The sequence below is a fragment of the Bacillus cereus group sp. Sample62 genome, from assembly GCF_036851315.1.
Classification (GTDB): Bacteria; Bacillota; Bacilli; order Bacillales; family Bacillaceae_G; genus Bacillus_A; species Bacillus_A wiedmannii.
Window position 1 is genome coordinate 3973341 of sequence record NZ_JAFLPK010000001.1, and the last position, 22689, is coordinate 3996029.

The following is a 22689-nucleotide window of genomic DNA, read 5'->3' on the forward strand; positions in this document are numbered from 1 at the left end:
TTTTTTTACTGCGCTAAAACGTCTGTAACTTGTTCCATATTTTCAGAAATCCATTGCATTGCATCATCTAACGTTGGAAATTCTGTCGTTTGAAATGTTACTTCATCTTGAAGTAACCAAACATCCTTTGCCTCTTGCCCTACACCTGCAATGGACCAATGTAACAAACTATATGGATGATTATCATTCAAAAATGATGCCCACGTGCGCTCATTTGCAATGTTTCGTAATGTATGTAATTGTTTATCCATCTCTCGTCACCTTACTCTAGTCAGTTATAAAAAACATTATAACACTCTCTTCTCTCGTAAAGAAAGTGCTCATTTGATATTGTCAAGTACTTCTCTTAATTATATGATGAAATTAAGCGTTTGGGAAGGAGGGATAGCGTTGGCGAAAGTACAAATTAAAGTAAATGATAATGGCTCTTTTCGTGTTACAGGGGACGTGGAATTAGTCGATTCACAGGGGAATGTATTCCCAGCAAAACCGGCATTTTCTTTATGCCGTTGTGGTTTATCAAAAAATATGCCTTATTGCGATGCTTCGCATAAAGGGAAATTCGAGTCTGTTGTTAGAGCACCAGAGGCAGAATAATTTCACATGTGACATGCACATTTTTTTGTGCATGTTTTTTCTTTTCATTAACTCTCGTCCCCCCTTTTCCTTACAACATTCCTCATACTTTTGTCCTCATTCCAACTTACATATATTTTCACACAATTCTTCACATTCGAATATTTTTTACTAGCCTTTTGTCTTTTTTGTGCTATAATTTGAGCAAACAACATCCTTCGGGGTCGGGTGAAATTCCCAACCGGCGGTGATGAAGTGCAAACTTCTAAGTCCGTGACCCGTTTTCAACACGAAAACGGTGGATCTAGTGAAACTCTAGGGCCGACAGTATAGTCTGGATGGGAGAAGGATATGTTTTCTAGTAATTTTATATAGCGAATACACTTTTATTTCAGTATGCATATTTTTAAAGTTTCATTTTGAATCTTTATATATGTTTTATTTTGTATACTTATGTTTCTATACTGAAATAAAAAGATACGACTAGCGTTTGAAAAATTTGATATTTTGCTAGGTTTTTTCCTTATGCCAAAATATCAATCATCGTTAGGTTTCTTTCCTATACTTTCGTATTCGAACTATATTTCTAGAAATCACGTCTCCCAAACCCCAAGGATATAAAATCCTTGGGGTTTTTTGATTTTTTCAGGAGAGGTGAAGAAAATGACAGATCAAGAATATATGAGGATTACCCTGCAGTTAGCAGAAGGAACATCCGGACAAACAAGTCCAAATCCTATGGTTGGTGCTGTTGTTGTAAAAGATGGAAACATCGTCGGTATTGGCGCTCATTTACGCGCAGGTGAAGAACACGCAGAAGTTCACGCTCTTCATATGGCTGGTAAAAAAGCAAAAGGAGCTACCGTTTATGTAACACTTGAACCGTGTAGCCATTTTGGAAAAACACCACCTTGTTGTGAATTGCTCATCAAAAAAGGAGTCAAACGGGTTGTAATTGCTACTCTTGATTGCAATCCTCTCGTTTCTGGTACTGGAAAAAGGAGATTAGAAGAAGCTGGCATCGAAGTAACTACCGGTGTTCTTGAAACAGAAGCCACCTTATTAAATCGTTTCTTTTTTCACTACATGAAAACGAAACGTCCATTTGTAACAATAAAAACAGCGATGAGCTTAGATGGAAAAACAGCAACTGTCACTGGTGAAAGTAAGTGGATTACAGGTGAAGAAGCACGAGCTGATGTTCACCAATATCGCCATACACATGATGCGATTCTCGTTGGAGTAAATACAGTTATAGCTGATAATCCGCATTTAACGACAAGAATTCCTAACGGGGGTAAACATCCTATACGCATCATTTTAGATACCCATTTACGAACACCACCATCTTCTCATGTCATAACAGATGGTTTAGCACCGACATGGATTTTTGTCGGTAAGGATGTAAATAAAGAGAAAATAGCTTCTTATGAATCTGAAAATATAGCTATATTCCAAATGCAAACGAAGCAAATTGAAATTGAGGACCTCCTTTTCTTTCTTGGAGAGAAGCAAATTCTTTCTCTATTCGTTGAAGGAGGCCAAACAGTTCATGCAAGCTTCTTACAAACAAAGCATTTCAATGAAATTGTAACTTATATAAGCCCCAAATTAATTGGCGGGAAAGATGCCCCTACTTTATTTGGAGGAAATGGTTTCGCAGCATTGCAAGATGCACTTTCCTTAGAAATTCAAGAGATGAAACAAATTGGTGATGATATAAAAATCGTTGCGAAGGCCCGAAGTGAGGTGACGGAATGTTTACAGGAATTGTAGAAGAATTAGGAACGATTGCAAACATGCAACAAAGCGGAGAAGCGATGAAGTTAACGATCCATGCGAATAAAATTTTATCAGATGTTCATTTAGGTGATAGTATCGCGGTTAACGGTATTTGCTTAACTGTAACGAGTTTCACAACAACTTCATTCACAGTGGACGCAATGCCTGAAACGATGCAATCAACATCACTTCGCATGCTTAAACCACGCTCTAAAGTAAATTTAGAGCGGGCGATGGCTGCAAATGGACGATTCGGTGGACATTTCGTTTCAGGACATATTGATGGCATTGGAACGATATTAAACAAAAAACAACACTATAATGCCGTCTATTACAAAATAGCTATTGCTGATGAATTGCTGCGCTATTGTTTGCATAAAGGATCCGTTGCTGTTGATGGAACGAGTTTAACAATATTTGATATAGACGAATCTTCCATCACAATCTCACTCATCCCGCACACAGTAAGTGAATCTGTTATCGGAGAAAAGAATGCCGGTGACATCGTAAACATTGAATGTGACATGATCGGTAAATATATCGAAAGCTTTATTTCTAAACCTGTAAAACGAACAGGTTCAATGAGCGAAAGCTTTTTACAAGAAAACGGATTTCTATAAGGGGGAAGCATTATGTTTCATCGTATTGAAGAAGCTCTAGAAGATTTAAAACAAGGAAAAGTCGTTATCGTATGCGATGACGAAAACCGTGAAAATGAAGGCGACTTTATCGCTTTAGCAGAGTATATTACGCCAGAAACGATTAACTTTATGATTACACATGGGCGTGGTCTCGTTTGTGTACCGATTACGGAAGAATACGCAGAACGTCTACACTTAGAACCAATGGTAGCTCATAATACAGATTCGCATCATACTGCATTTACAGTGAGCATTGATCATGTTTCTACAACAACAGGAATTAGCGCTCACGAACGGGCAACTACGATACAAGAATTATTAAACCCTGCATCAAAAGGTGCTGATTTCAATCGTCCTGGACATATCTTTCCATTAATCGCGAAAGAAGGCGGTGTCCTACGCCGAGCTGGCCATACAGAAGCTGCTGTCGATTTAGCCAGACTTTGCGGAGCAGAACCAGCTGGAGTCATTTGCGAGATTATCAATGGGGACGGTACGATGGCACGCGTACCCGATTTGCTACAGTGTGCAAAACAATTTGATATAAAAATGATTACAATAGAAGATTTAATTGCTTATCGCCGCCACCATGAAACATTAGTGACGCGAGAAGTGGAAATTACATTACCTACAGATTTCGGTACTTTCCATGCAATTGGCTATTCTAATTCATTAGATACGAAAGAACATATCGCACTCGTAAAAGGTGATATTTCAACAGGAGAGCCTGTACTTGTACGCGTTCATTCAGAGTGCTTAACAGGAGATGTATTTGGCTCCTGCCGCTGTGATTGCGGACCACAACTCCATGCTGCGCTTGCTCAAATTGAGCGTGAAGGAAAAGGCGTTCTTCTCTATATGAGACAAGAAGGACGAGGCATTGGCCTTCTTAATAAACTTCGCGCTTATAAGTTACAAGAAGAAGGCTTCGATACTGTAGAAGCAAACGAAAAACTTGGGTTCCCAGCTGATTTGCGTGATTACGGTATTGGTGCTCAAATTTTAAAAGATTTAGGTTTACAACATTTACGATTATTAACGAATAACCCGCGAAAAATTGCTGGCTTACAAGGTTACGATTTAGAAGTAATCGAGCGTGTTCCATTGCAAATGCCAATAAAAGAAGATAATAAAACGTATTTACAAACGAAAGTAAACAAATTAGGACATTTACTAAACTTATAATAAAGGGAGAGATTCATTATGGTATTCGAAGGTCATTTAGTTGGTACAGGATTAAAAGTTGGGGTTGTTGTTGGACGTTTTAATGAATTTATTACAAGTAAGTTACTCGGCGGAGCTTTAGATGGATTAAAGCGTCACGGTGTAGAAGAAACTGATATCGATGTTGCTTGGGTTCCTGGCGCATTCGAAATTCCTTTAATCGCTAAAAAGATGGCTAATAGCGGAAAGTATGATGCTGTAATTACGTTAGGTACTGTAATTCGTGGTGCTACAACACATTACGATTACGTTTGTAATGAAGTAGCAAAAGGAGTTGCATCTTTATCACTACAAACAGACATTCCAGTTATTTTCGGTGTATTAACGACTGAAACGATCGAGCAAGCGATTGAACGCGCGGGCACGAAAGCTGGTAATAAAGGCTATGAATCCGCCGTTGCTGCGATTGAAATGGCTCACTTATCAAAACAATGGGCATAAAAAATAAAAAAGAGGCTGCGGCCTCTTTTTTATTTTTTTACTTTTTTCCGTACATCTTTTATTAATTCATCCATTGTTTTTCCTTCTGTTTGTATACGAAGCGTTTGTGCTGTTCTCCATACATTCTCTCTTTTCTTCGCTTCTTCTATAATAGTAATTTCTTTTCGTACTTCCTTTAAATCTTTTCCTTCTGTTTTCAATCCAAAATGTTCAGCTTTCGTTCGAAAATGTTGTTCAATTCGTTGTTGCATCTCTTTTTGTTCAGGATTTTCGGCAGCCTTAACTGGATCAGCACTTATTGCTTTTAGTAAAATTAGACAAGTCATAATCGCTAATATATATTTGTGCATGTAAAATCCTCCAACCCAATATAAATTACATATTTACTATGTACAATTGGGGCTTGGAAAATTCGTCCACAAAAATTCTTTTTTTCGCTCAAAAACCAATAGTATCAAGCATTAACAACTATTTATTACATTTTATTTACAAAAAAGCAAACTCTTTTACAAGTTTGCTTTTTATCTATCTTATAATGCACATTCTTCAATCTCAAACCCTAAATCTTCAATCATACCCCAGTCTGCAGTCGGTTCTTGTCCAGCTGTCGTTAAGTAATCTCCAACAAAAATAGAGTTTGCTGCAAATAAACCGATTGGCTGTACAGAGCGTAAATTGATTTCACGTCCTCCTGAAATGCGAATTTCTTTCGTTGGGTTTACAAAACGCATCATCGCCAGTACTTTTAAACATTCTATCGGCGTTAATTCTTTTTGTCCTTCAAGCGGCGTACCCTTTACAGCAACAAGGAAATTACATGGAATTGAATCTGCATCTATACGTTGTAATTCAAATGCAATTTCAGCACGTTCTTCTATTGTCTCCCCCATTCCAAAAATCGCCCCAGAGCACGGTGAAATACCTGCTTGTTTCGCTTTTTGAACTGTATCAACACGATCGTCATACGTATGAGTTGAGCAAATACTATCGTAATTATTTGCATGTGTATTTAAGTTGTGGTTATAACGATGTACACCCGCTTCCGCTAAACGTCCTGCTTGATCTTCGTTTAAGAAACCTAAACAACAACAAATCTTCAAATCTGTCGTTTCACGAATCTCCTTAACTGCTCCAATTACGTGATTCACCTCTTTATCCGTCGGGCGACGACCAGATGCTACAATACAATATGTACCCGCTTTACGGCGAATTGCTTCGTGTGCTCCTTCTACAATCTTTTCCTGTGTTAGCCATGCATATTTATCAATCGGTGCCTCTGAAATAATAGACTGTGAACAATATCCGCAATCTTCAGGACATAATCCAGATTTCGTATTAATAATCATATTTAATTTTACTTTCTTACCAAAGTAATGATGGCGAATGATGTAAGCAGCATTCATAATTTCTAAAACTTCTGTCTCATCAGCTTCTAATATCGCTATTGCATCCTCTTTCGTAATCATTTTCTCTTCCACTACGTCATATGCAAGTTTTTTCCAATCCCTTTTTGTTTGTACTTGTTTCATTTCATCTCTTCCCCTCTTTTGTTATATGCATAAATAAAGCGTGATACGTCGCCATTATCCCTTCATTTCCCGTGAAGTCTCTTTCGTATATGCGAAGCATCGCACGAAAGAGTGAGGGACTTTGACAATAGGATTCTTCATTACTATTAGTCGCTCCTACTTTTCGAATAGAGTGTAGAAACTCCCTAACTTCTGTAAATCTCTCTATGTAACATGTTTCAGAAACATGCACATCCCCTGCTTCTATTTCACATATATGGCGCAACTGATTCTTCGAATAAAAACGTTGCCCAATCGATGTTTCATTTTGTATATTTTTTTCTTCTTTCGCCCGCTGGAACGAAGCATGCAATTCTTGAAATGTTTCATGTCCAAACGTTGAAAAGAGGAATATCCCATCTATAGACAAATGATGAAATAAATTTCTTATCACTTGTTTTAAATCATTTAGCCATTGAAATGTAGCATTCGAAATAATAACATCATACGTTCCTTCTAGTCGTAATCTTTCGATATCCTCACAGTAAAACATTACATTTTTCACATTTTGTCTAGTTTTCGCAACCTCAATCATACTTTCAGCAAAATCAATGGCTGTAATATGCGCTTTCGGAAATAAGTTTGATAATTGCTCTGTAACATATCCTGTCCCGCATCCAAGTTCTAAAATACGTATCGTTGAATTTGCACTATATCGCCGATTCAATGTAGAAAGTAATGAATGTGCCATCTCTTTTTGTACATTTGCATATTGATCGTAGGATACAGCTGCCACGTTAAACCGTTTTTGAAGTAACGTTTTGTTGATCATGTCGTATCCCCTCTACAAATTGAATTATCTCATTTACGCAATATTCGAAATTCGTTACACATAATGCGTGTCCAGCCTCGCTTACTACCTTGAGCGCGGCAGTACCATTCTCAGCCATACTACGCGCTGCAGACAATGGACAAATTACATCCTGCTCTCCGTGAATAAGTAGTATAGGGACTTTAATTTCTTTCAGTTCTTCTCTCATATCTGCTTCTATTAAATACTCCAAACCTAATTGTAAAGACTGAATAGAATCACCTTTAAAGTGTTTTATCATATCTTCAAACCTTTTATTCTCTTTCAGCTCATCTTTTGTAAACATATTTTCATAAAACCGCTTGAGTGTATCTTCTTTCTTTCTCGCTAAATTATTTTTCAGCCGTTCTACATGCAACGCATTCCATCCACTCGTATAATCGCTCGTATTTGTAAATTTGGCAGTACCACCAATTAGTACGATACCTTTTGCCTTAACCTTTTTATGAGCTTGAACTGCTGCTAACGCTCCTAGTGACCATCCAACTAAAATTATATTTTCATCTTTTGCTACATCTATTATTCGCCCCGCAAATTCACTTTGTTCTTTCACATTACGCCAATTGATACATTGAACAGAATATCCTTTAAAATAGGGCAGAACTAAAGTCCAAACACCTTCTTCCATTCCCCACCCAGGAATAAAAATAATCTTTAGCTCTTTCATACGAAAAACCCCTCTTCTTTACCAATGCGTATAATATGCTGAATAGCCCATTTCAAATCAGCTATTGTATGTTGGGACGTAACCGCAAAACGGACCCGTGAACTATTAACTGGAACCGTTGGTGGACGAATTGCAATTGCTGCAATACCTACCTCTTGCAACCTTCTACTAAACCGTAAAGCTGTTTCATTTGAACCGACTACAATCGGTACAATATGAGTTGAGCTATTCCCAATATCAAAACCAGCTTCTTGCAAATGTGTCCTAAAATATGCTCCATTCTCTATAAGTCTCTCTCTTCTTTCATTATCTTCTTTCACAATTTCAATTGCTTTTTGTACCGCCCCTAACATTCCTGGTGGTAAAGCAGTAGTAAAAATAAAGCTTCTCATCATATTTTGTAAATACTCTATATAAATTGCATCGCCTGTCAAATACGCACCATAACACCCTAGAGCCTTGCTAAACGTCCCCATATGTATATCAATGTTTTGAGCAATATCTTTTTCTATATGAGACAACCCCGCTCCATCAATTCCATATATTCCACTCGCATGTGCTTCATCAACTATCATAATTGCCCCGTATTTCTCTTTCATTTGCACTAAATCTCTTACATATGCAGTATCACCATCCATACTAAAAACAGTATCTGTTACGATTAATTTCTTCTTTTTTGGCGGTGCTACTTGCAACAGCTTCTCTAAATGATCTAAATCATTATGACGATATCTTTTATGCTCTGCCCCGCTTAATATAATTCCATCAACGATGCTTGCGTGATTTAATTTGTCACTAAACACAATATCGTGACGACAGGCTAATGAAGAAATCACTCCAACATTTGCGGTATATCCACTATTTACAACTAAGGCTTTTTCAGTTCCTTTCCAATCGCATATATTTCTCTCAACCTCTTCATACAGTGAATAATTTCCTACAACGAGCCTTGATGCTGTCGCCCCAGTTCCATATTTTCTTGTACATGCTATAGCAGCTTCTTTTAACCTCTCATCTCCAGCTAATCCTAAATAATTATTTGACGCTAAATTTAGCATCCTTTTTTCATCTCGAATAAGCCATGTCTCTTCTGCTTGTTCTGTTACATGCAAATTGCGATACTGCCCTTGCTCATTTAATTGTTGCAATTTAGATTGAAGATGTGTGCGCCACGTTTGATTCATTTCGGATGAACTCCTCTAATTTCGAAATCATTATATACTCTTTTGCAGATTCCAAGACTTCTTCTTTTGTAAACACACCTTCAAAGAATGGTAATAAACCTAAAACCGGTACCCCACTTAGCTCTTCAATCATTTCTTTATTTTCTTGTACTCTTTCCATTTCACATTCTTTGCAGCCGGATAAAATTACACCTGCTACTGTTAAGCCATGTGCCTTTGCATAAGCAATCGTTAAAACGGTATGATTTACTGTTCCTAATGTAGGACGCGCTACTACAATAAGAGGAAGCTTTAATTCCTTTGCGAAATCAATTACTAAAGCATCTTCTGTGTACGGAACAGCCAGTCCGCCTGCTCCTTCTACAAGTAGGCTATTAAACTCTTTCAATCGTTCATTATAATGATCCATAATATCTTTTAAATGTACTACTCTTCCAGCTCTTTTCATGGCAAGTCTCGGAGCAAGAGGTTCTTCAATAGAATACGGGCAAATTTCATCTTCTTTTGTCGGTACACCTGATAATGCTTTTAACCTTGCTGCATCTCCCTCTGGATTTGATGCAACATGTCCACTTTGCAACGGTTTGTATACCCCTATGTTATATCCCAATTCTCTAAATACACCTGCTAATGCACCTGCAACTACAGTTTTCCCCACTTCAGTATCCGTTGCTGTTACAAAAAAACCGTTCATTATTCTCCCTCCGTAACATCCGAGATTGCTTTATACAAAATACGTAACATATCATCAATCTCATCCATTGTAGAAGCAAGAGGAGGCATAAATACAATCGTATTACCGAGCGGCCGCAAGATCATGCCCAGCTCTCTTGAGCGTTTACATACTTGAACACCAACTCTCTCTGTCCATTCAAACGCTTCTTTCGTTTCCTTATTCTTCACAAGTTCAATTCCAACCATTAACCCGCACTGACGAATATCCCCTATATGTTTATATGCAAAGAGCGCTTCTAATTGCGTCGCCACATATTCTGTCTTACGTGCCACTTCTTCTATTAAATTTGTTTTCTCGTATAGTTCTAGATTCGCAATTGCTACCGCACACCCTAACGGATTCCCTGTATAACTATGACCGTGGAAAAACGTTTTTTGTTCTTCATAGTCTCCTAAAAAGGTATTATAAATTTCATCTGTCGTTACGGTGATTGCAACTGGTAAATATCCACCTGTTAAACCTTTTCCGGCTGTTAAAATGTCCGGCGTTACATTTTCATGTTCACATGCAAACATTTTCCCGGTACGCCCAAATCCAGTCGCTACCTCATCTGTAATAAATAAAATGTTATATTTTGTACATAAATTACGTAGCCCTTTTAAGTATCCTTTTGGCATTGTAATCATACCGCCAGCACCTTGCATTAAAGGTTCTACAATAATTGCTGCAATTTCTTCATGCTTTTCTTTCAGCAGCTCTTCCATTTCCTCTAAATGTCTTTTCACAATTTCCTCCTTATTATTTCCATAAGGAGAACGATATGTATATGGATACGGCATTTTAATTGCCTCAAATAAAAGTGAACTATACACTTGGTGAAACAAGTCTATCGCTCCTACTGAAACAGCTCCAATTGTATCACCGTGATACGCTTCTTTTAATGTAACAAATCTTTGTTTCTCTGGTTTTCCTTTATGCTGCCAATATTGAAAGGCCATCTTAATTGCAATTTCAACAGCGCTAGAACCGGAGTCTGAATAGAATACTTTCTTCAAACCTTCTGGCACAACTTCAATTATTTTTTCTGCTAATAAAATAGATGGAACGTTAGCAAGTCCTAGCATAGTAGAATGGGCAATTTTATTTAATTGCCCACGAATTGCTTCATCTAGTTCTGGTACTTGATGTCCGTGAACATTTAACCAAATAGATGAAACACCGTCCCAATATTCATTTCCATTTACATCGTATAGCTTTCTTCCCTCTCCACGTTCAATAATGACAGGATCTTCTTCTAAATAATCTTTCATTTGTGTAAACGGATGCCATACATAAGCTTTATTTTTCTCCGATAATTCTTCATATGTATAAGACGATTTTTCAGTAGTATTACTATTAACAGTCACAATTGCCACCTCTAATGTTAACTATTTTATAAATAAAGTTAACATTAAATTTAAATGACTGTCAATTATTTTTAAATCAAATAGTTCTTAAAAAAGAACAACTTATCATACGATAAGTTGTTCTACTTTCCGTGTTGTATCTTTCCGATTTCTAAAATAATCTCTTCATCTTTTTTTCCTTCTGTATCAATTCCAAGTTGTTTTGCATGTTCAATTAATAAATCATGGCGCTTCTCAAATCTTGCAGTATTCACTTCTTTCGTAACCTCTTCTTTTGTTTTCCCTTCAGTAGAAACTCCTAGTTTCTCAGCTGCTTTTTCCATCGACTTCTTCTCTTCAGCTTCTTTCACTTTCTTCACTTCTGACTGCTGTATTTGCTTTTGTTTCGCCTGCTCTGATTCAGCTGCAAAAGCTGTGTAAATTCCAGCACTTCCGCCAATGACTAGTAAGGTGGTAAAAAGAATTATTTTTTTCTTCACTCTTTCCTCCCCTTTCAAATTCATTATAACGTACAAATTTAGAACATTAAAAACATTTAACCTTTATTTCCCTAAAAAAATATTGAACATTTTTATTGACATATAAGATGAAAATGTGATAAAAATTTAACTAACATCATATGAATCGGCATTGATAGGATTTAGTAGTATTTCGGTTTCTGATTTCAGAGAGCTGGTGGTCGGTGCGAACCAGTACAGAGCGAATTATGAATTACCCCCTGGAGCTTCTTTTGCGAAACGTAAGGAGTAGTGAAAGACGGTTATAGACCGTTATATCTAAAGAGTGGTGAAACGAAACTGTTTCACAATTTAGGGTGGTACCGCGAATTTTTCGTCCCTGCATATATTGCAGGGGCGTTTTTATTTTATTAGCGCATATCATACGACCCTTTATTTTGTGATACATTCATTTCACAAGCTAGGGTGGTACCGCGATTTCTTCGTCCCTGCATAATTATATGCAGGGACGTTTTTTTATCCAATCATTTCCGTATCATATTGAAGGATCAACAATTACCGGTAATTTGTCACAAAATTCTAAAATTTAGAAGGAAATAAACAATATTGGCGAATTTTATATAAAAAAGAGCTATTTTAGATTACTTAGGAGGAAAAAACAATGGTTTCAAAAATTGAATCTGTTCTTTTAACATTATTTATCTTTTTCTGTATTGGCTTTAGTGTTATCCAATTAGAAGTTTCACCACACATCCCAATTTTATTTGGTATCGTTCTTTTATTAGCATTTGGATTTATGAAAAAAATCTCTTGGTCTACTATGGAAAAAGGGATGATCAGTAGTATTTCAGCTGGTATTCCATCTATTTTTATTTTCTTACTGGTAGGCGTATTAATTAGTGTTTGGATCGCTGCTGGAACAATTCCAACTTTAATGGTATACGGCTTCCAGATTGTATCTCCTAAAATTTTCGTTCCAACTGTTTTTGTAGTTTGTGCAATTGTTGGAACAAGTATCGGTAGCGCCTTTACAACTGCCGCAACTGTAGGACTTGCCTTTATGGGTATGGGTAGTGCTCTCGGATACGATCCGGCTCTAATCGCTGGTGCAATTATTTCTGGCGCATTCTTTGGAGATAAAATGTCTCCTTTATCTGATACAACAAACTTAGCTCCTGCTGTAACGGGTGTAGATTTATTTGAGCATATTCGTAACATGCTTTGGACAACAGTTCCAGCTTTCATCATTGCTTTTATCGCATTTTTCATTTTAGGAAGCGGTACGAGTGGAGACGTTGACTTCACAAACTTTATTAGCACATTAGAGAAAAATGCAACGATTTCTATCGTTACACTTATTCCAATTTTATTACTGTTCCTATTTGCATTTAAAAAAGTTCCAGCAGTCCCAACATTGCTTGCAGGAATTGTGGTAGGAATTATTATTCTCTTTATTTTTAAACCTAGCACTTCTTTAGCTGATTTAATGAAAATCATGCAAGACGGCTACGTTTCTAAAACTGGGATTAAAGATATTGATAGCTTACTATCTCGCGGTGGTCTACAAAGCATGATGATGTCGATTGCGCTTATTTTCCTAGCACTTTGTATGGGAGGATTATTACAAGGAATGGGTATTATCACGCAGCTCATGAATATCATCTCTAGCTTTGTAAAAAATAGCACACGCTTAATTATTTCTACTGCTTCAACTGCAATTGGTGTAAACTTCTTACTTGGTGAGCAGTACTTATCAATCGTTTTAACAGGACAAGCATTTGCTAACAAATACGATGAAGTCGGTTTAGAGCGTCGTAATTTATCACGCGTATTAGAAGATGCAGGTACAGTTATTAACCCGCTCGTACCATGGGGTGTAAGTGGCGTATTCTTAACAAACGTCCTTAGCGTTCCAACATTCGATTACCTTCCATATGCAATTTTCTGTTTAGCTTGCCCAGTCTTAACAATTATTGTTGGTTTCACTGGATTTGGTCTTTCATGGAAGAAAGAAAAAGCAGTAACAATTTCATAATATACTAAAAAGGATTACCTAAATCGGTAATCCTTTTTTATATTTCTCGACTATTTATTTGCTTTCTTTCTTCTAAATAACAGAAGTAATCCCGCTCCAACAAACGCCAAACCTGCTCCAATTGTAGAAGCAACACTTGTACCTGTTTTCGGTAAATCACGTTCTTCTTTATTTTCACTTACAGTTATTGTTTCTTTTGAGTTTTGATTATCCGTTGTAGTTTGTCCAGATCCTGCATTATTTCCATTATTACCTTCATTTGTTGGTGGTGTCGTTGGATTTTCTCCATTACTGCCTTCACCTGTTGGTGGTGTCGTTGGATTTCCTCCATTATTCCCTTCACCTGTTGGTGGTGTCGTTGGATTTCCTCCATTATTCCCTTCACCTGTTGGCGGTGTCGTTGGATTCTCTCCACCAGTTTCCTTATCATCATGGTTCTTCTTCGTTATATCAATTGCATATTTAGCAAATTCATTTTCAGATGGTCCAACATATGATATTTTCCCATCTTTCTTTATATACTTTTGTGCATTTGGTGAAGAATCGAATGTTGTGTGTAATTTATCTGCAACAATCGGTTTAAACGTCCAATTTTTATCTGCTGCTGGATCAATAACTGGTGTTTCTTGCATATACTTCACAATGATTTGACGTGTTTCATCTTGTGATTGGTATACAACTTCTCCTTTACTTACACCTGGGAACGTTTGGCTACTTCCGCGATAGTTATTTGTAGCGACGATGAACTCTTGATTGTCAGCTACTGGCTTACCTTCATATGTCATATTTATAATACGATTCGTATTTGCATTTACAACTTTTCCATCTTTATCGTATTTCGTTGGTTGTGTTACATCAATTTCGTATTTTAAGCCATCTAAAATATCGAAGTTATATGTAGGATAGCCTATATTTACTAACGGCTGTTCTTCTGTTTTCTTTGGATCAATTTGATTAAACTGACCTGCAGACATTTCAAGCCATTCTTTCACTTGTGCACCATTTACTTTTACAGCATATAACGTATTTGGATATACATATAAATCTGCGACGTTTTTAATCGCTAACGTTCCAGCTGGAATATCCGTATAATATGTAGCACCGTTTCGGCCACCTGCTTTAAATGGTGCGCCTGCAGATAAAACTGGAATTCCTTTATATTTGCTATACTGTCCATTTTCAGCAAATAACTTTTCTACATACCATTTTTGTGCATTTGTTACAAGTTGTACAGAAGGATCATCTTGTACTAATGAGAAATAACTATTAATTGGCGCTGTCGTTTTCCCTACAGCTGTATTCACATAATCAATTGTCGCTTGGTGATCATCTTTAATTTCATTAACTAATTTTTCATCAGATTGTACAAATGGTTTCCCTTTACTATCAGCAATCGGACGAAGTTGCGGCTTCGATTGCTCTTTTTGTATTTCCCATTCTCCGTTTACCTTTTTCAATTGCATATCAATAATACCTAAGTTACTTCCAAAGACACCAGGCATTACAACTGGAACACCATTAAATACATCCTTCACTTCAGTATGTGAATGTCCCATTAATACTGCATCTACACCAGGAACTTCTGTTAAATAATACGACGCGTTTTCCATGCCAACGTTGTATCCACTCTTATCAACGCCCGAATGCGCTAGTGCAACGATAACATCTGCACCTTCTGCTTTCATTTTTGGCACCATTTTCTTCGCTGTTTCAACTATATCTTTCGCTTTCACTTTTCCTTCTAAATTCGCTTTATCCCAGTTCATAACTTGAGGTGGAACAAATCCCATTACGCCAATTTTCACTTTTTGTTTTTGCCCTGATTCATCTTCTACTTCTTTTTCAAAAACATGATATGGTTTAAAGTAATTTTGGTCGTTCTCTTCATTATTATCTTTATCATCTTTATAGACGTTCGAGTTAATAACTGGGAACTCTGTTTTACTAATTACTTTGTTTAAATAGTCTAAACCGTAGTTAAATTCATGATTCCCAAGAGAGATGACGTCATACTTCATTAAATTCATTAAACGATATAATGGATGTGTATAACTAGGATCCACAGGCTTCTTCGGATCATTTATTTTATTCGCTACATAATCTCCAAGCGGTGTCCCTTGTAATGCATCCCCATCATCGAATAGGACAGAGTTCTTCGCTTCTTCACGTGCTTTATTAACAAGTGTTGCCGTTTGCACGAGACCTACTTTATTATCTGTTTTCGTTTGATAATAATCGTAATTCATTAAGTTAACGTGAATATCTGATGTTTCTAGAATTCGTAAGTTAACCGTACTCTCCCCATTGTTTTCATCCGCATGAGCTGTTGTTGGCAACACTTGTGGTGCTATTACACCAATAGCAAGAGTTGCTCCAGCTAGCATTTTTTTTGACTTTTTCACAAAAAATCCCCCTTATACAATTACCAAAAATAATGAAATAAAACTCTATTTGCCTCTAACCACATACCTTTTTTCTTCTATTAGAGACAAGATTTCCATTTCATCCTGCGCTAATGAGTAGTCCCCTTAAACGCCCGATTAGTGAAACTTTAATTAGTTGGAAATAAAGCCCTACTCATTAAAATTTCACCTTATCTGACATTATCATATATAATGTACTTTCATATCGTCAATATTTTTTGACATACTTCTACAAATTTTCTGTAAAGTTGTTGTAAACTTTTCATAAACATTTAATATGCCCTTACATTGTTAATACTGCTGAATATGATACAATTACCAATTACAAGGAGGATGAATTTATGAAAAAAGTCATCTTAACAATTGTTTGTCTCCTCCTTCTAATCATTTCTTATTCTTATTTTGAAAAGAACGATGAGACAAAACAAAATGAACCAGAAGAAAAAACAGAAAAAACATCTACTCCAAGTTGGATTGATAGGCAAACAAACGATTCCTTTTATCATCTCGTATTAGGTGATTCACTCGCCAAAGGATATGGGTCGACACAAGGGGGATTTGCTGAATTAGCTTCTAGACAAATAGAAGCACAAATTCATAAACCAATTACCGTAGAAAATCTTGGGATAAACGGTCTTACAACAGATCGTCTCGCTAAAAAAGTGCAATCAGAAGATGTAAAGCAAAAGATTAGAGAAGCAAATATCATTACGATTAATATTGGAGGAAATAATTTATTTCGCTTAAATCGTGATGTCGGTGTTATAGACGGTATTAAAATGTTAAATAAAGAAAAAGCTCATTTTGAAGCGGATATAAAAACTATTGTAAAGACAGTTCGCGATCAAAATCCGAACGCTTTACTCATTCTCTCAGAACTCTATAACCCGTTACAACTCGATGACTCCATCGCCAGTTATGCAGATATGTTTTTAGATGGCTGGAATGAATCCGTTTATTCCATTTCAAAAGCAAATCAACCATCTATCGTTTTGCCAGTTCGTAAATTAATATCGAATGATAAAAAAGATTTACTCTTTGACCAAGTACACCCAAATGATAACGGCTATGCAATTATTGCTAATGCGTTTACAAAGCAAGTGTTATCCTACAAATATTAAAGCGATCATGAAACAATTCTATTTTTATACCCTGTCTTTTTTGTTACAATGATAGTGGAAGGGGGCCTTTATATGGAATCACGCGAGTGGGAACGTATTGTTGATCATCTTCTTTCGCTAGTGCCTCTTTTTTATCGCAAATTTATGCTTCCTGGAGAATTTTCTTCTCAAAGACATATGCCGCCATCACATACACAAGTATTGCTGCTTCTGCATGAAAATGGCACATTAGCAGTTTCCGAAATCGGCAAGCGGCTAGCGATTTCACGGCCTAACATGACACCTCTATTAAACAAACTAATTCAAGAAGAACTAATAGAGCGTCATTATAGCGAAAAAGATCGACGGGTCATTTTAATTTCCCTAACACCTGAAGGGAAATTGTTAGTAAATCAGTATCAACAATTCATTTTAGACAAATTAAAAGAAAATTTCCAAACATTATCTGAGGAAGAGCGCGAAAAGCTCATTCACTCTCTTCAAACCATTCAAAATTTAATTTTGAAAACAAACGCATAAAGCTGCTTCTACATAGAAGCAGCTTTATGATTCGTAATAATTACCGTAGTACACATTTGAATATGGCCATGTCGTTAAATATGGTTTTTGTTCTTGCGTAGGCTGTTGTTGTGGTATTTGTGATAATTGCTGTAATCGTTGTTGTCGATATAATTCTTCGTATTGTCTACTCATATCATAAACCGGATAATAATTTACATATGGGTATACTTGCGGTACGTAATAATAATACATTCATTCTCTCCCCCTTTTTTTTAAACATATTCAAAGGAGAAAATGAATGTGACACTCTTTATATTTGCACGAGTGGTTCTCTCACTCGTTTCTTTCTGTTCTTCAAGCGTAGCTTACGGTTCTTTTCATATAAATAATGCACAACGAAATATGAAATTCCCCCAAACACAACTCCTAAAATCGTCATTCCAATTAATACATACACTTCACTCTGCAATAAACCCTTTAATATCGTAAAAATATGACTCGAAAACAAGTCAGATATCGTAAATGGTTCATGATGTATTTTTTGTACATGAAATGGATATATCATTTTTCCTAACGCATAAGCAAATGGAAATAAAAATATCGGTAGAAACGATATTTTCCCAATAATATTGCCAATAACCGCAGCAGGAAAAGATCCCTTTGCTAATCGAACGATCGGATAAAATATTACATATACGAGCGATGCCGTATATATAACCAACATCTCTAAACCAAAACCAATCGCAAAACCTAATGATACTTTCTTCGCTCCTTCTGGCGATCGAAGCAACTTATAATATTGAAACTTTAATATTCTCCACATCCGCTGAAAAAACGAATATGTTTTCTTAGTTGTTTTCAAATTCATCATCTCTTTAACTATATTTTTTCTATCTAGTATGTCCTTACATGATATGAAAAACAAATGTAGTTTACTCTTTTTATTATAAATGATATAGAGATGATTAACCAAATGTACATACGACATTTCAATATAAAAAAGCACACCTCCAATTGTTATTCGTACCTAACAATTGGGGTGCACATCATTCAGGAAAGTTCTTCTACATTTTTAAATAAACTTACTAATAATGCTTTTTGCGCGTGCAATCGATTACCAGCTTGCTCAAATACGATAGACTGTGGTCCATCTATAACTTCTCCTGTTACTTCTTCTTCACGATGGGCAGGTAAACAGTGTAAGAAACGATATGTTTGCTTCGCATGCATAACAAGTTCTTTATTGATTTGGTAAGGTTGAAATAAAGTATATTTCTCTTCTTCTCCCTCTTGCCCCATACTCATCCAAACGTCAGTATAAATGAAATCTGCTTCACTCACTGCTAATTCAGGGTTATGCAAAATTTCAATTTCAGCTCCTGTTTCTTCAGCAATCACTAACGCTTTTTTTACAATTTCCTCATTCGGTTCATATCCTACAGGCGTCGCAACAGTCATATTCATTCCAACTTTTGCACTCGCTAACAACAATGAATGACATACGTTATTCCCGTCACCTACATAAGCCAATTTTATTCCTTTAAATGTATTTATTTCTTCATATATTGTCATTAAATCTGCCAACGCCTGACAAGGATGGTGATCGTCCGTTAATCCATTAATAACAGGAATGCTCGATTCTTTTGCAAGCTCTTCTACATCGGCATGTGAAAATGTACGTATCATGATCCCATCAATATAATGAGATAATACTTTCGCAGTATCTGAAACGCTCTCCCCTCTTCCAATTTGCATCTCTTTCCCACTTAAAAACATGCCATGTCCTCCGAGCTGTACCATTCCTGCTTCAAAAGATACGCGAGTACGAGTTGAATGTTTATCAAAGATAAGCCCTAATATTTTTCCTTGTAATAAAGGCTCTTGCTTATTCTTTTTTAAATATATAGCGAACTCAATTAAAGAAATGATTTCTTCTTGCGTCAGTTCTTCTAATGTTAACAGATCTTTCGTATTTAATTTCGGTACTTGTACAGTTGACATGGAATTTCCCCCTTATATGATTGATACGTTTTTTGTACAAACTACTTTTTTTATCATATATACTGCCTGTTCTAGCTCTTCATTCGTTACAATAAGTGGTGGTAATAGTCTTATCACATTAGGCCCTGCTTGTAATACGAGAAGCCCTTCTTTCTCTAGTTTTTCTATAAAACTTGCAACTTCATGCTTACACTCAATCCCAATCATAAGTCCCTTACCACGTATATTTTGAATACATTCAACATGTCGTAATTCCTCTCGCAACTTCTCTAATACGTACTCGCCCTTTTCCTTTACCTCTTTTAAAAATGATGGATTCTTACTTACTTGCAATACTTCTTTCGCTGCAGCCATTGCAATATAATTTCCACCAAACGTTGAACCGTGTGATCCTGTAGTAAACGATGTTCCAAGTTCTTTCCGGCCAATCATCGCTCCAACGGGAATGCCATTGCCAAGCGCCTTAGCGGTAGTAACGATATGAGGATGTATTCCCATTTGTTCATAAGCAAATAATGTCCCTGTTCTTCCAATCCCTGTTTGTACTTCGTCAATAATAAATAAGGAACCGAATTTATTGCATAATGTTTCAATTGCTTTCAAAAAAGATAGATTAGCAGGTATGACTCCTCCCTCTCCTTGAACAACTTCTACCATTACCGCCGCGGCTTCTTCATTCATTACTTCCTCTAACGCCTTCACGTCGTTAAAAGGGGTATGTAAAAAAGACGGAAGGAGCGGACCAAACCCTTCTTTCACTTTATTTTGACCCGTCGCACTCATCGTTGCGAATGTTCTACCGTGAAAAGACTGCTGGCATGTTACGACGAGAGATTTTCCAGTATGCTTACGAGCTAGCTTCAACGCAGCTTCATTCGCCTCTGCCCCGCTATTACAGAAAAAAACAGAATCTAATGCTATATTTTCTGTTAATAATGACGCGACTTCTTCTTGTAAGCTGTTTGTAAACAGGTTAGATATATGCCATAAATCATTAAGTTGCTCTTGTACAGCTTTCATAACAGTAGGGTGACAATGACCTAAATTACATACGCCAATTCCTGATGTGAAATCTAAATATTGCTTACCATTTTTATCAATGACTTCCGTTCCACTTCCCTTTACAAACTCAATATTTCTTCTCCCATACGTTTGAAAAAGATGACTTGTCATACGATACTTACTCCTTTCGTTACCGTCGTTCCGATACAATCTCCCGTAACTTCAGTAAAATCTTTTGTACCGTTCACAATACTTATCTTTTGCACTCCCATTTTTAATGACGCTAGTGCCGCCTGTACTTTCGGAATCATCCCGCCTGTAATAACTCCTTTTTCTATAAAAGTAACAATTTCAAATTCATCCGTTTTCTTTACTAATTTCCCTTCATGTAATATCCCATCTACATCCGTAATAAAAATGAGTTCTTTTGCGGATAACGCGGCCGCAATTCCAGCTGCAGCTGTATCCGCATTTATGTTATAAATCTCATTATCATGTATCCCAACCGGAGCAATAACAGGAATATAATTCAAATTTATCAATCCTTTTAATAAGGCTGTTTCAACATAACTTACTTCTCCCACATATCCTATTTCTTCGCTGACAGGTTGAACTTGAAGTAAATTGCCGTCACACCCTGAACAACCTACCGCAAGTAAATTATGCCTTTGCAACTTCATTACAAATTTTTTATTCGTACTTCCGCATAGCACCATTTGAACAATATCCATAACTTCTTTTGGTGTTACTCGTAACCCATCTCTTTTTTCTACTTTGATGTTACAATCTTTTAATTTTGCATCAATTTCTGGGCCGCCACCATGGACAATCACTACTTTATACTTCTGTTGCAATTTCTTTATACAGTCAAAAAACACATCATTTAATTGATCCAACATACTACCGCCGCATTTCACTACAATATAATCGCTCATCTTCCCTCTCCTTATGTACGATAACAAGCGTTTATTTTCACATATTCATAGCTTAAGTCACAGCCCCAAGCTGATCCGGTCTCTTCTCCTAAATGTAAATACACATTAATCATAATTTCATGTTCTTTTAATTTCCTTTTCATTTCCTCTTCAGAAAACATTTGAGGCTCACTATTTTTTAACACAGCGATAGATTGCAGAGTAATATCAATTGTATCCGGATGAATCGCTACTTCACTTTGTCCCATACTGCTAATAATTCGCCCCCAATTTGGGTCTTCACCATGTATTGCTGTTTTCACAAGACTCGAACCGACTATTTGCTTTGCAATTTTCTTTGCCTCTTCATTCGTTCGAGCTCCTAGCACATTTACTTCTATTAACTTCGTAGCACCTTCACCATCTTGTGCAATTTTTTTTGCTAAATCTTCACATACCTTCTGTAAAGCAAATACGAAAGTTTCCCAATCTGCATGTTCCATATTGATTGGTTTCGTTTCTGATAATCCACTTGCCATAACGATGACCATATCATTCGTAGAAGTATCTCCATCCACCGTAATTTGATTAAATGTATGATTCGTTATTTGTGATAATGCTATTTGCAATACATCATGCTCTACATGAGCGTCTGTCGTAATAAAACTCAGCATCGTTGCCATATTAGGATGAATCATCCCTGAACCTTTAGCAACACCAGCAAGCACCACTTTCTTCCCATCAATCATCATCTCATAGCACGTTTCTTTCGTTATAAGATCCGTCGTTAAAATCGCTTCAGAAAAAGAATGAGCTTCACTTACTTCCTTCGTCGGGATAAGATTTGCAACTCCCTTTCGGATTATATCCATCGGTAAAGGAACACCAATTACACCTGTTGAAGCTATTGCAACGTAATTTTCTTTCACTCCAAAATGTTCGGCACCTAATGCACGTATCTCGTAAGCATCTTGTAATCCTTTCATTCCTGTACAAGCATTTGCATTTCCACTATTGACGATAATTGCTTGTAATTTCCCCTCAGCTGTTATACTGTCTTTCGTTACTTGCAGCGGGGCTGCTTGTATTTGATTCGTTGTATAAACGGCGGCACATGATGCCGGTACATCACAAACGATTGCCCCTAAATCCTTTTTCTCCTTTTTCAGACCAATTGCAGTACCAATAGCCGAGAAACCTTTCGGAGTTACAATCGAACCATTTTCTACTTTTGTAATAGACGCTACTTTAATCATCA

The 22689-nt window shown here is 36.6% G+C and carries 24 protein-coding genes, 1 riboswitch and 1 other annotated feature; of the genes, 8 read left to right on the top strand and 16 right to left on the bottom strand.

The window, feature by feature from the left end; all coding sequences use genetic code 11:
- Window positions 1–5 precede the first annotated feature (5 nt).
- Window positions 6–251 carry a DUF2552 family protein gene (locus J0835_RS20135; RefSeq protein WP_000360793.1) on the bottom strand — a complete coding sequence of 82 codons (246 nt, stop codon included), beginning with the start codon at window positions 249–251 and terminating at the stop codon, window positions 6–8.
- Between the two features lie 139 nt (window positions 252–390).
- On the opposite strand from J0835_RS20135, the gene J0835_RS20140 reads away from it, so the two are divergent.
- The 5 genes from J0835_RS20140 (at window position 391) to ribH (ending at window position 4664) form a co-directional block, all read left to right on the top strand.
- Window positions 391–597 carry a CDGSH iron-sulfur domain-containing protein gene (locus J0835_RS20140; protein ID WP_001151582.1) on the top strand — a complete coding sequence of 69 codons (207 nt, stop codon included), beginning with the start codon at window positions 391–393 and terminating at the stop codon, window positions 595–597.
- Between the two features lie 189 nt (window positions 598–786).
- A riboswitch (FMN riboswitch) is annotated at window positions 787–930 on the top strand.
- Window positions 931–1239: 309 nt separating this feature from the next.
- Window positions 1240–2352: a bifunctional diaminohydroxyphosphoribosylaminopyrimidine deaminase/5-amino-6-(5-phosphoribosylamino)uracil reductase RibD gene (ribD, locus tag J0835_RS20145; protein WP_087981799.1), complete on the top strand. Its 1113-nt coding sequence runs from the start codon at window positions 1240–1242 to the stop codon at window positions 2350–2352.
- Window positions 2334–2978, top strand: coding sequence for a riboflavin synthase subunit alpha (ribE, locus tag J0835_RS20150; protein ID WP_087981800.1), 645 nt, complete (start codon window positions 2334–2336; stop codon window positions 2976–2978). Before ribD ends, ribE begins: the two co-directional genes overlap by 19 nt.
- 12 nt (window positions 2979–2990) lie before the next feature.
- Entirely contained in the window at window positions 2991–4184 is a 1194-nt protein-coding gene (gene ribBA, locus J0835_RS20155) for a bifunctional 3,4-dihydroxy-2-butanone 4-phosphate synthase/GTP cyclohydrolase II (RefSeq protein ID WP_087981801.1), read from the top strand.
- Between the two features lie 18 nt (window positions 4185–4202).
- Window positions 4203–4664, top strand: a complete 462-nt coding sequence (gene ribH, locus J0835_RS20160; RefSeq protein ID WP_000230900.1) for a 6,7-dimethyl-8-ribityllumazine synthase — start codon at window positions 4203–4205, stop codon at window positions 4662–4664.
- A gap of 29 nt (window positions 4665–4693) precedes the next feature.
- Here ribH and J0835_RS20165 read toward each other — a convergent pair whose 3' ends face one another.
- The 8 genes from J0835_RS20165 to J0835_RS20200 all read right to left on the bottom strand — a co-directional run bounded on the left by J0835_RS20165 (window position 4694) and on the right by J0835_RS20200 (window position 11455).
- Window positions 4694–5014: a hypothetical protein gene (locus J0835_RS20165; protein ID WP_000549778.1), complete on the bottom strand. Its 321-nt coding sequence runs from the start codon at window positions 5012–5014 to the stop codon at window positions 4694–4696.
- A 180-nt stretch (window positions 5015–5194) separates the two neighbouring features.
- Window positions 5195–6193, bottom strand: a complete 999-nt coding sequence (bioB, locus tag J0835_RS20170) for a biotin synthase (protein WP_087981802.1) — start codon at window positions 6191–6193, stop codon at window positions 5195–5197.
- Window position 6194: 1 nt separating this feature from the next.
- Window positions 6195–7004 (bottom strand): malonyl-ACP O-methyltransferase BioC, encoded by an 810-nt coding sequence (gene bioC / locus J0835_RS20175; RefSeq protein WP_087981803.1) that lies wholly within the window; start codon window positions 7002–7004, stop codon window positions 6195–6197.
- Window positions 6970–7710: an alpha/beta fold hydrolase gene (locus J0835_RS20180; RefSeq protein WP_087981804.1), complete on the bottom strand. Its 741-nt coding sequence runs from the start codon at window positions 7708–7710 to the stop codon at window positions 6970–6972. The genes bioC and J0835_RS20180 overlap by 35 nt, the downstream gene beginning before the upstream one ends.
- Window positions 7707–8894 carry an 8-amino-7-oxononanoate synthase gene (gene bioF / locus J0835_RS20185; protein WP_087981805.1) on the bottom strand — a complete coding sequence of 396 codons (1188 nt, stop codon included), beginning with the start codon at window positions 8892–8894 and terminating at the stop codon, window positions 7707–7709. The genes J0835_RS20180 and bioF overlap by 4 nt, the downstream gene beginning before the upstream one ends.
- A complete protein-coding gene (bioD, locus tag J0835_RS20190; protein WP_087981806.1) occupies window positions 8860–9588 on the bottom strand; it encodes an ATP-dependent dethiobiotin synthetase BioD in 729 nt (242 codons plus the stop codon). Before bioD ends, bioF begins: the two co-directional genes overlap by 35 nt.
- Window positions 9588–10976 (bottom strand): adenosylmethionine--8-amino-7-oxononanoate transaminase, encoded by a 1389-nt coding sequence (gene bioA, locus J0835_RS20195; RefSeq protein ID WP_087981807.1) that lies wholly within the window; start codon window positions 10974–10976, stop codon window positions 9588–9590. The genes bioD and bioA overlap by 1 nt, the downstream gene beginning before the upstream one ends.
- 122 nt (window positions 10977–11098) lie before the next feature.
- A complete protein-coding gene (locus J0835_RS20200; RefSeq protein ID WP_140386884.1) occupies window positions 11099–11455 on the bottom strand; it encodes a hypothetical protein in 357 nt (118 codons plus the stop codon).
- Window positions 11456–11597: 142 nt separating this feature from the next.
- Window positions 11598–11818, top strand: a binding site (T-box leader).
- Window positions 11819–12095: 277 nt separating this feature from the next.
- Between J0835_RS20200 and nhaC the strand changes: the two genes are divergently transcribed.
- The gene (gene nhaC / locus J0835_RS20205) at window positions 12096–13469 is read left to right on the top strand and encodes a Na+/H+ antiporter NhaC (RefSeq protein ID WP_061672343.1); all 1374 of its coding nucleotides are present in this window, start codon (window positions 12096–12098) and stop codon (window positions 13467–13469) included.
- Window positions 13470–13519: 50 nt separating this feature from the next.
- Here nhaC and cpdB read toward each other — a convergent pair whose 3' ends face one another.
- On the bottom strand, window positions 13520–15871 hold the full coding sequence (gene cpdB / locus J0835_RS20210) for a bifunctional 2',3'-cyclic-nucleotide 2'-phosphodiesterase/3'-nucleotidase (RefSeq protein ID WP_144536345.1): 2352 nt from the start codon (window positions 15869–15871) through the stop codon (window positions 13520–13522).
- Window positions 15872–16233: 362 nt separating this feature from the next.
- Here cpdB and J0835_RS20215 point away from each other — a divergent pair, with 362 nt between their 5' ends.
- Both J0835_RS20215 and J0835_RS20220 read left to right on the top strand, forming a co-directional pair.
- Window positions 16234–17013 carry a GDSL-type esterase/lipase family protein gene (locus tag J0835_RS20215; RefSeq protein ID WP_087981809.1) on the top strand — a complete coding sequence of 260 codons (780 nt, stop codon included), beginning with the start codon at window positions 16234–16236 and terminating at the stop codon, window positions 17011–17013.
- A gap of 72 nt (window positions 17014–17085) precedes the next feature.
- Window positions 17086–17532, top strand: coding sequence for a MarR family winged helix-turn-helix transcriptional regulator (locus tag J0835_RS20220; RefSeq protein ID WP_087981810.1), 447 nt, complete (start codon window positions 17086–17088; stop codon window positions 17530–17532).
- Between the two features lie 24 nt (window positions 17533–17556).
- Here the strand turns inward: J0835_RS20220 and J0835_RS20225 are convergent, their stop codons facing one another.
- The 6 genes from J0835_RS20225 to argJ form a co-directional block, all read right to left on the bottom strand.
- A complete protein-coding gene (locus J0835_RS20225; RefSeq protein WP_087981811.1) occupies window positions 17557–17766 on the bottom strand; it encodes a hypothetical protein in 210 nt (69 codons plus the stop codon).
- Window positions 17767–17824: 58 nt separating this feature from the next.
- The gene (locus tag J0835_RS20230) at window positions 17825–18385 is read right to left on the bottom strand and encodes a DUF2062 domain-containing protein (protein WP_087982726.1); all 561 of its coding nucleotides are present in this window, start codon (window positions 18383–18385) and stop codon (window positions 17825–17827) included.
- A 179-nt stretch (window positions 18386–18564) separates the two neighbouring features.
- Window positions 18565–19515, bottom strand: coding sequence for an ornithine carbamoyltransferase (argF, locus tag J0835_RS20235; RefSeq protein ID WP_087981812.1), 951 nt, complete (start codon window positions 19513–19515; stop codon window positions 18565–18567).
- Window positions 19516–19527: 12 nt separating this feature from the next.
- Window positions 19528–20688, bottom strand: a complete 1161-nt coding sequence (locus tag J0835_RS20240) for an acetylornithine transaminase (RefSeq protein WP_087981813.1) — start codon at window positions 20686–20688, stop codon at window positions 19528–19530.
- A complete protein-coding gene (gene argB, locus J0835_RS20245; RefSeq protein WP_087981814.1) occupies window positions 20685–21452 on the bottom strand; it encodes an acetylglutamate kinase in 768 nt (255 codons plus the stop codon). The genes J0835_RS20240 and argB overlap by 4 nt, the downstream gene beginning before the upstream one ends.
- Window positions 21453–21463: 11 nt before the next feature.
- Window positions 21464–22687, bottom strand: a complete 1224-nt coding sequence (argJ, locus tag J0835_RS20250) for a bifunctional glutamate N-acetyltransferase/amino-acid acetyltransferase ArgJ (RefSeq protein ID WP_140386885.1) — start codon at window positions 22685–22687, stop codon at window positions 21464–21466.
- Between the last annotated feature and the right edge of the window lie 2 nt (window positions 22688–22689).

Bases quoted from the DNA above. Each gene is read 5' to 3' on its own strand.
- J0835_RS20135 (WP_000360793.1), bottom strand. From the start codon at position 251: ATGGATAAACAATTACATACATTACGAAACATTGCAAATGAGCGCACG.
- ribD (WP_087981799.1), top strand. From the start codon at position 1,240: ATGACAGATCAAGAATATATGAGGATTACCCTGCAGTTAGCAGAAGGA.
- ribE (WP_087981800.1), top strand. From the start codon at position 2,334: ATGTTTACAGGAATTGTAGAAGAATTAGGAACGATTGCAAACATGCAA.
- ribBA (WP_087981801.1), top strand. From the start codon at position 2,991: ATGTTTCATCGTATTGAAGAAGCTCTAGAAGATTTAAAACAAGGAAAA.
- ribH (WP_000230900.1), top strand. From the start codon at position 4,203: ATGGTATTCGAAGGTCATTTAGTTGGTACAGGATTAAAAGTTGGGGTT.
- J0835_RS20165 (WP_000549778.1), bottom strand. From the start codon at position 5,014: ATGCACAAATATATATTAGCGATTATGACTTGTCTAATTTTACTAAAA.
- bioB (WP_087981802.1), bottom strand. From the start codon at position 6,193: ATGAAACAAGTACAAACAAAAAGGGATTGGAAAAAACTTGCATATGAC.
- bioC (WP_087981803.1), bottom strand. From the start codon at position 7,004: ATGATCAACAAAACGTTACTTCAAAAACGGTTTAACGTGGCAGCTGTA.
- J0835_RS20180 (WP_087981804.1), bottom strand. From the start codon at position 7,710: ATGAAAGAGCTAAAGATTATTTTTATTCCTGGGTGGGGAATGGAAGAA.
- bioF (WP_087981805.1), bottom strand. From the start codon at position 8,894: ATGAATCAAACGTGGCGCACACATCTTCAATCTAAATTGCAACAATTA.
- bioD (WP_087981806.1), bottom strand. From the start codon at position 9,588: ATGAACGGTTTTTTTGTAACAGCAACGGATACTGAAGTGGGGAAAACT.
- nhaC (WP_061672343.1), top strand. From the start codon at position 12,096: ATGGTTTCAAAAATTGAATCTGTTCTTTTAACATTATTTATCTTTTTC.
- J0835_RS20215 (WP_087981809.1), top strand. From the start codon at position 16,234: ATGAAAAAAGTCATCTTAACAATTGTTTGTCTCCTCCTTCTAATCATT.
- J0835_RS20220 (WP_087981810.1), top strand. From the start codon at position 17,086: ATGGAATCACGCGAGTGGGAACGTATTGTTGATCATCTTCTTTCGCTA.
- J0835_RS20225 (WP_087981811.1), bottom strand. From the start codon at position 17,766: ATGTATTATTATTACGTACCGCAAGTATACCCATATGTAAATTATTAT.
- J0835_RS20230 (WP_087982726.1), bottom strand. From the start codon at position 18,385: ATGATGAATTTGAAAACAACTAAGAAAACATATTCGTTTTTTCAGCGG.
- argF (WP_087981812.1), bottom strand. From the start codon at position 19,515: ATGTCAACTGTACAAGTACCGAAATTAAATACGAAAGATCTGTTAACA.
- J0835_RS20240 (WP_087981813.1), bottom strand. From the start codon at position 20,688: ATGACAAGTCATCTTTTTCAAACGTATGGGAGAAGAAATATTGAGTTT.
- argB (WP_087981814.1), bottom strand. From the start codon at position 21,452: ATGAGCGATTATATTGTAGTGAAATGCGGCGGTAGTATGTTGGATCAA.
- argJ (WP_140386885.1), bottom strand. From the start codon at position 22,687: ATGATTAAAGTAGCGTCTATTACAAAAGTAGAAAATGGTTCGATTGTA.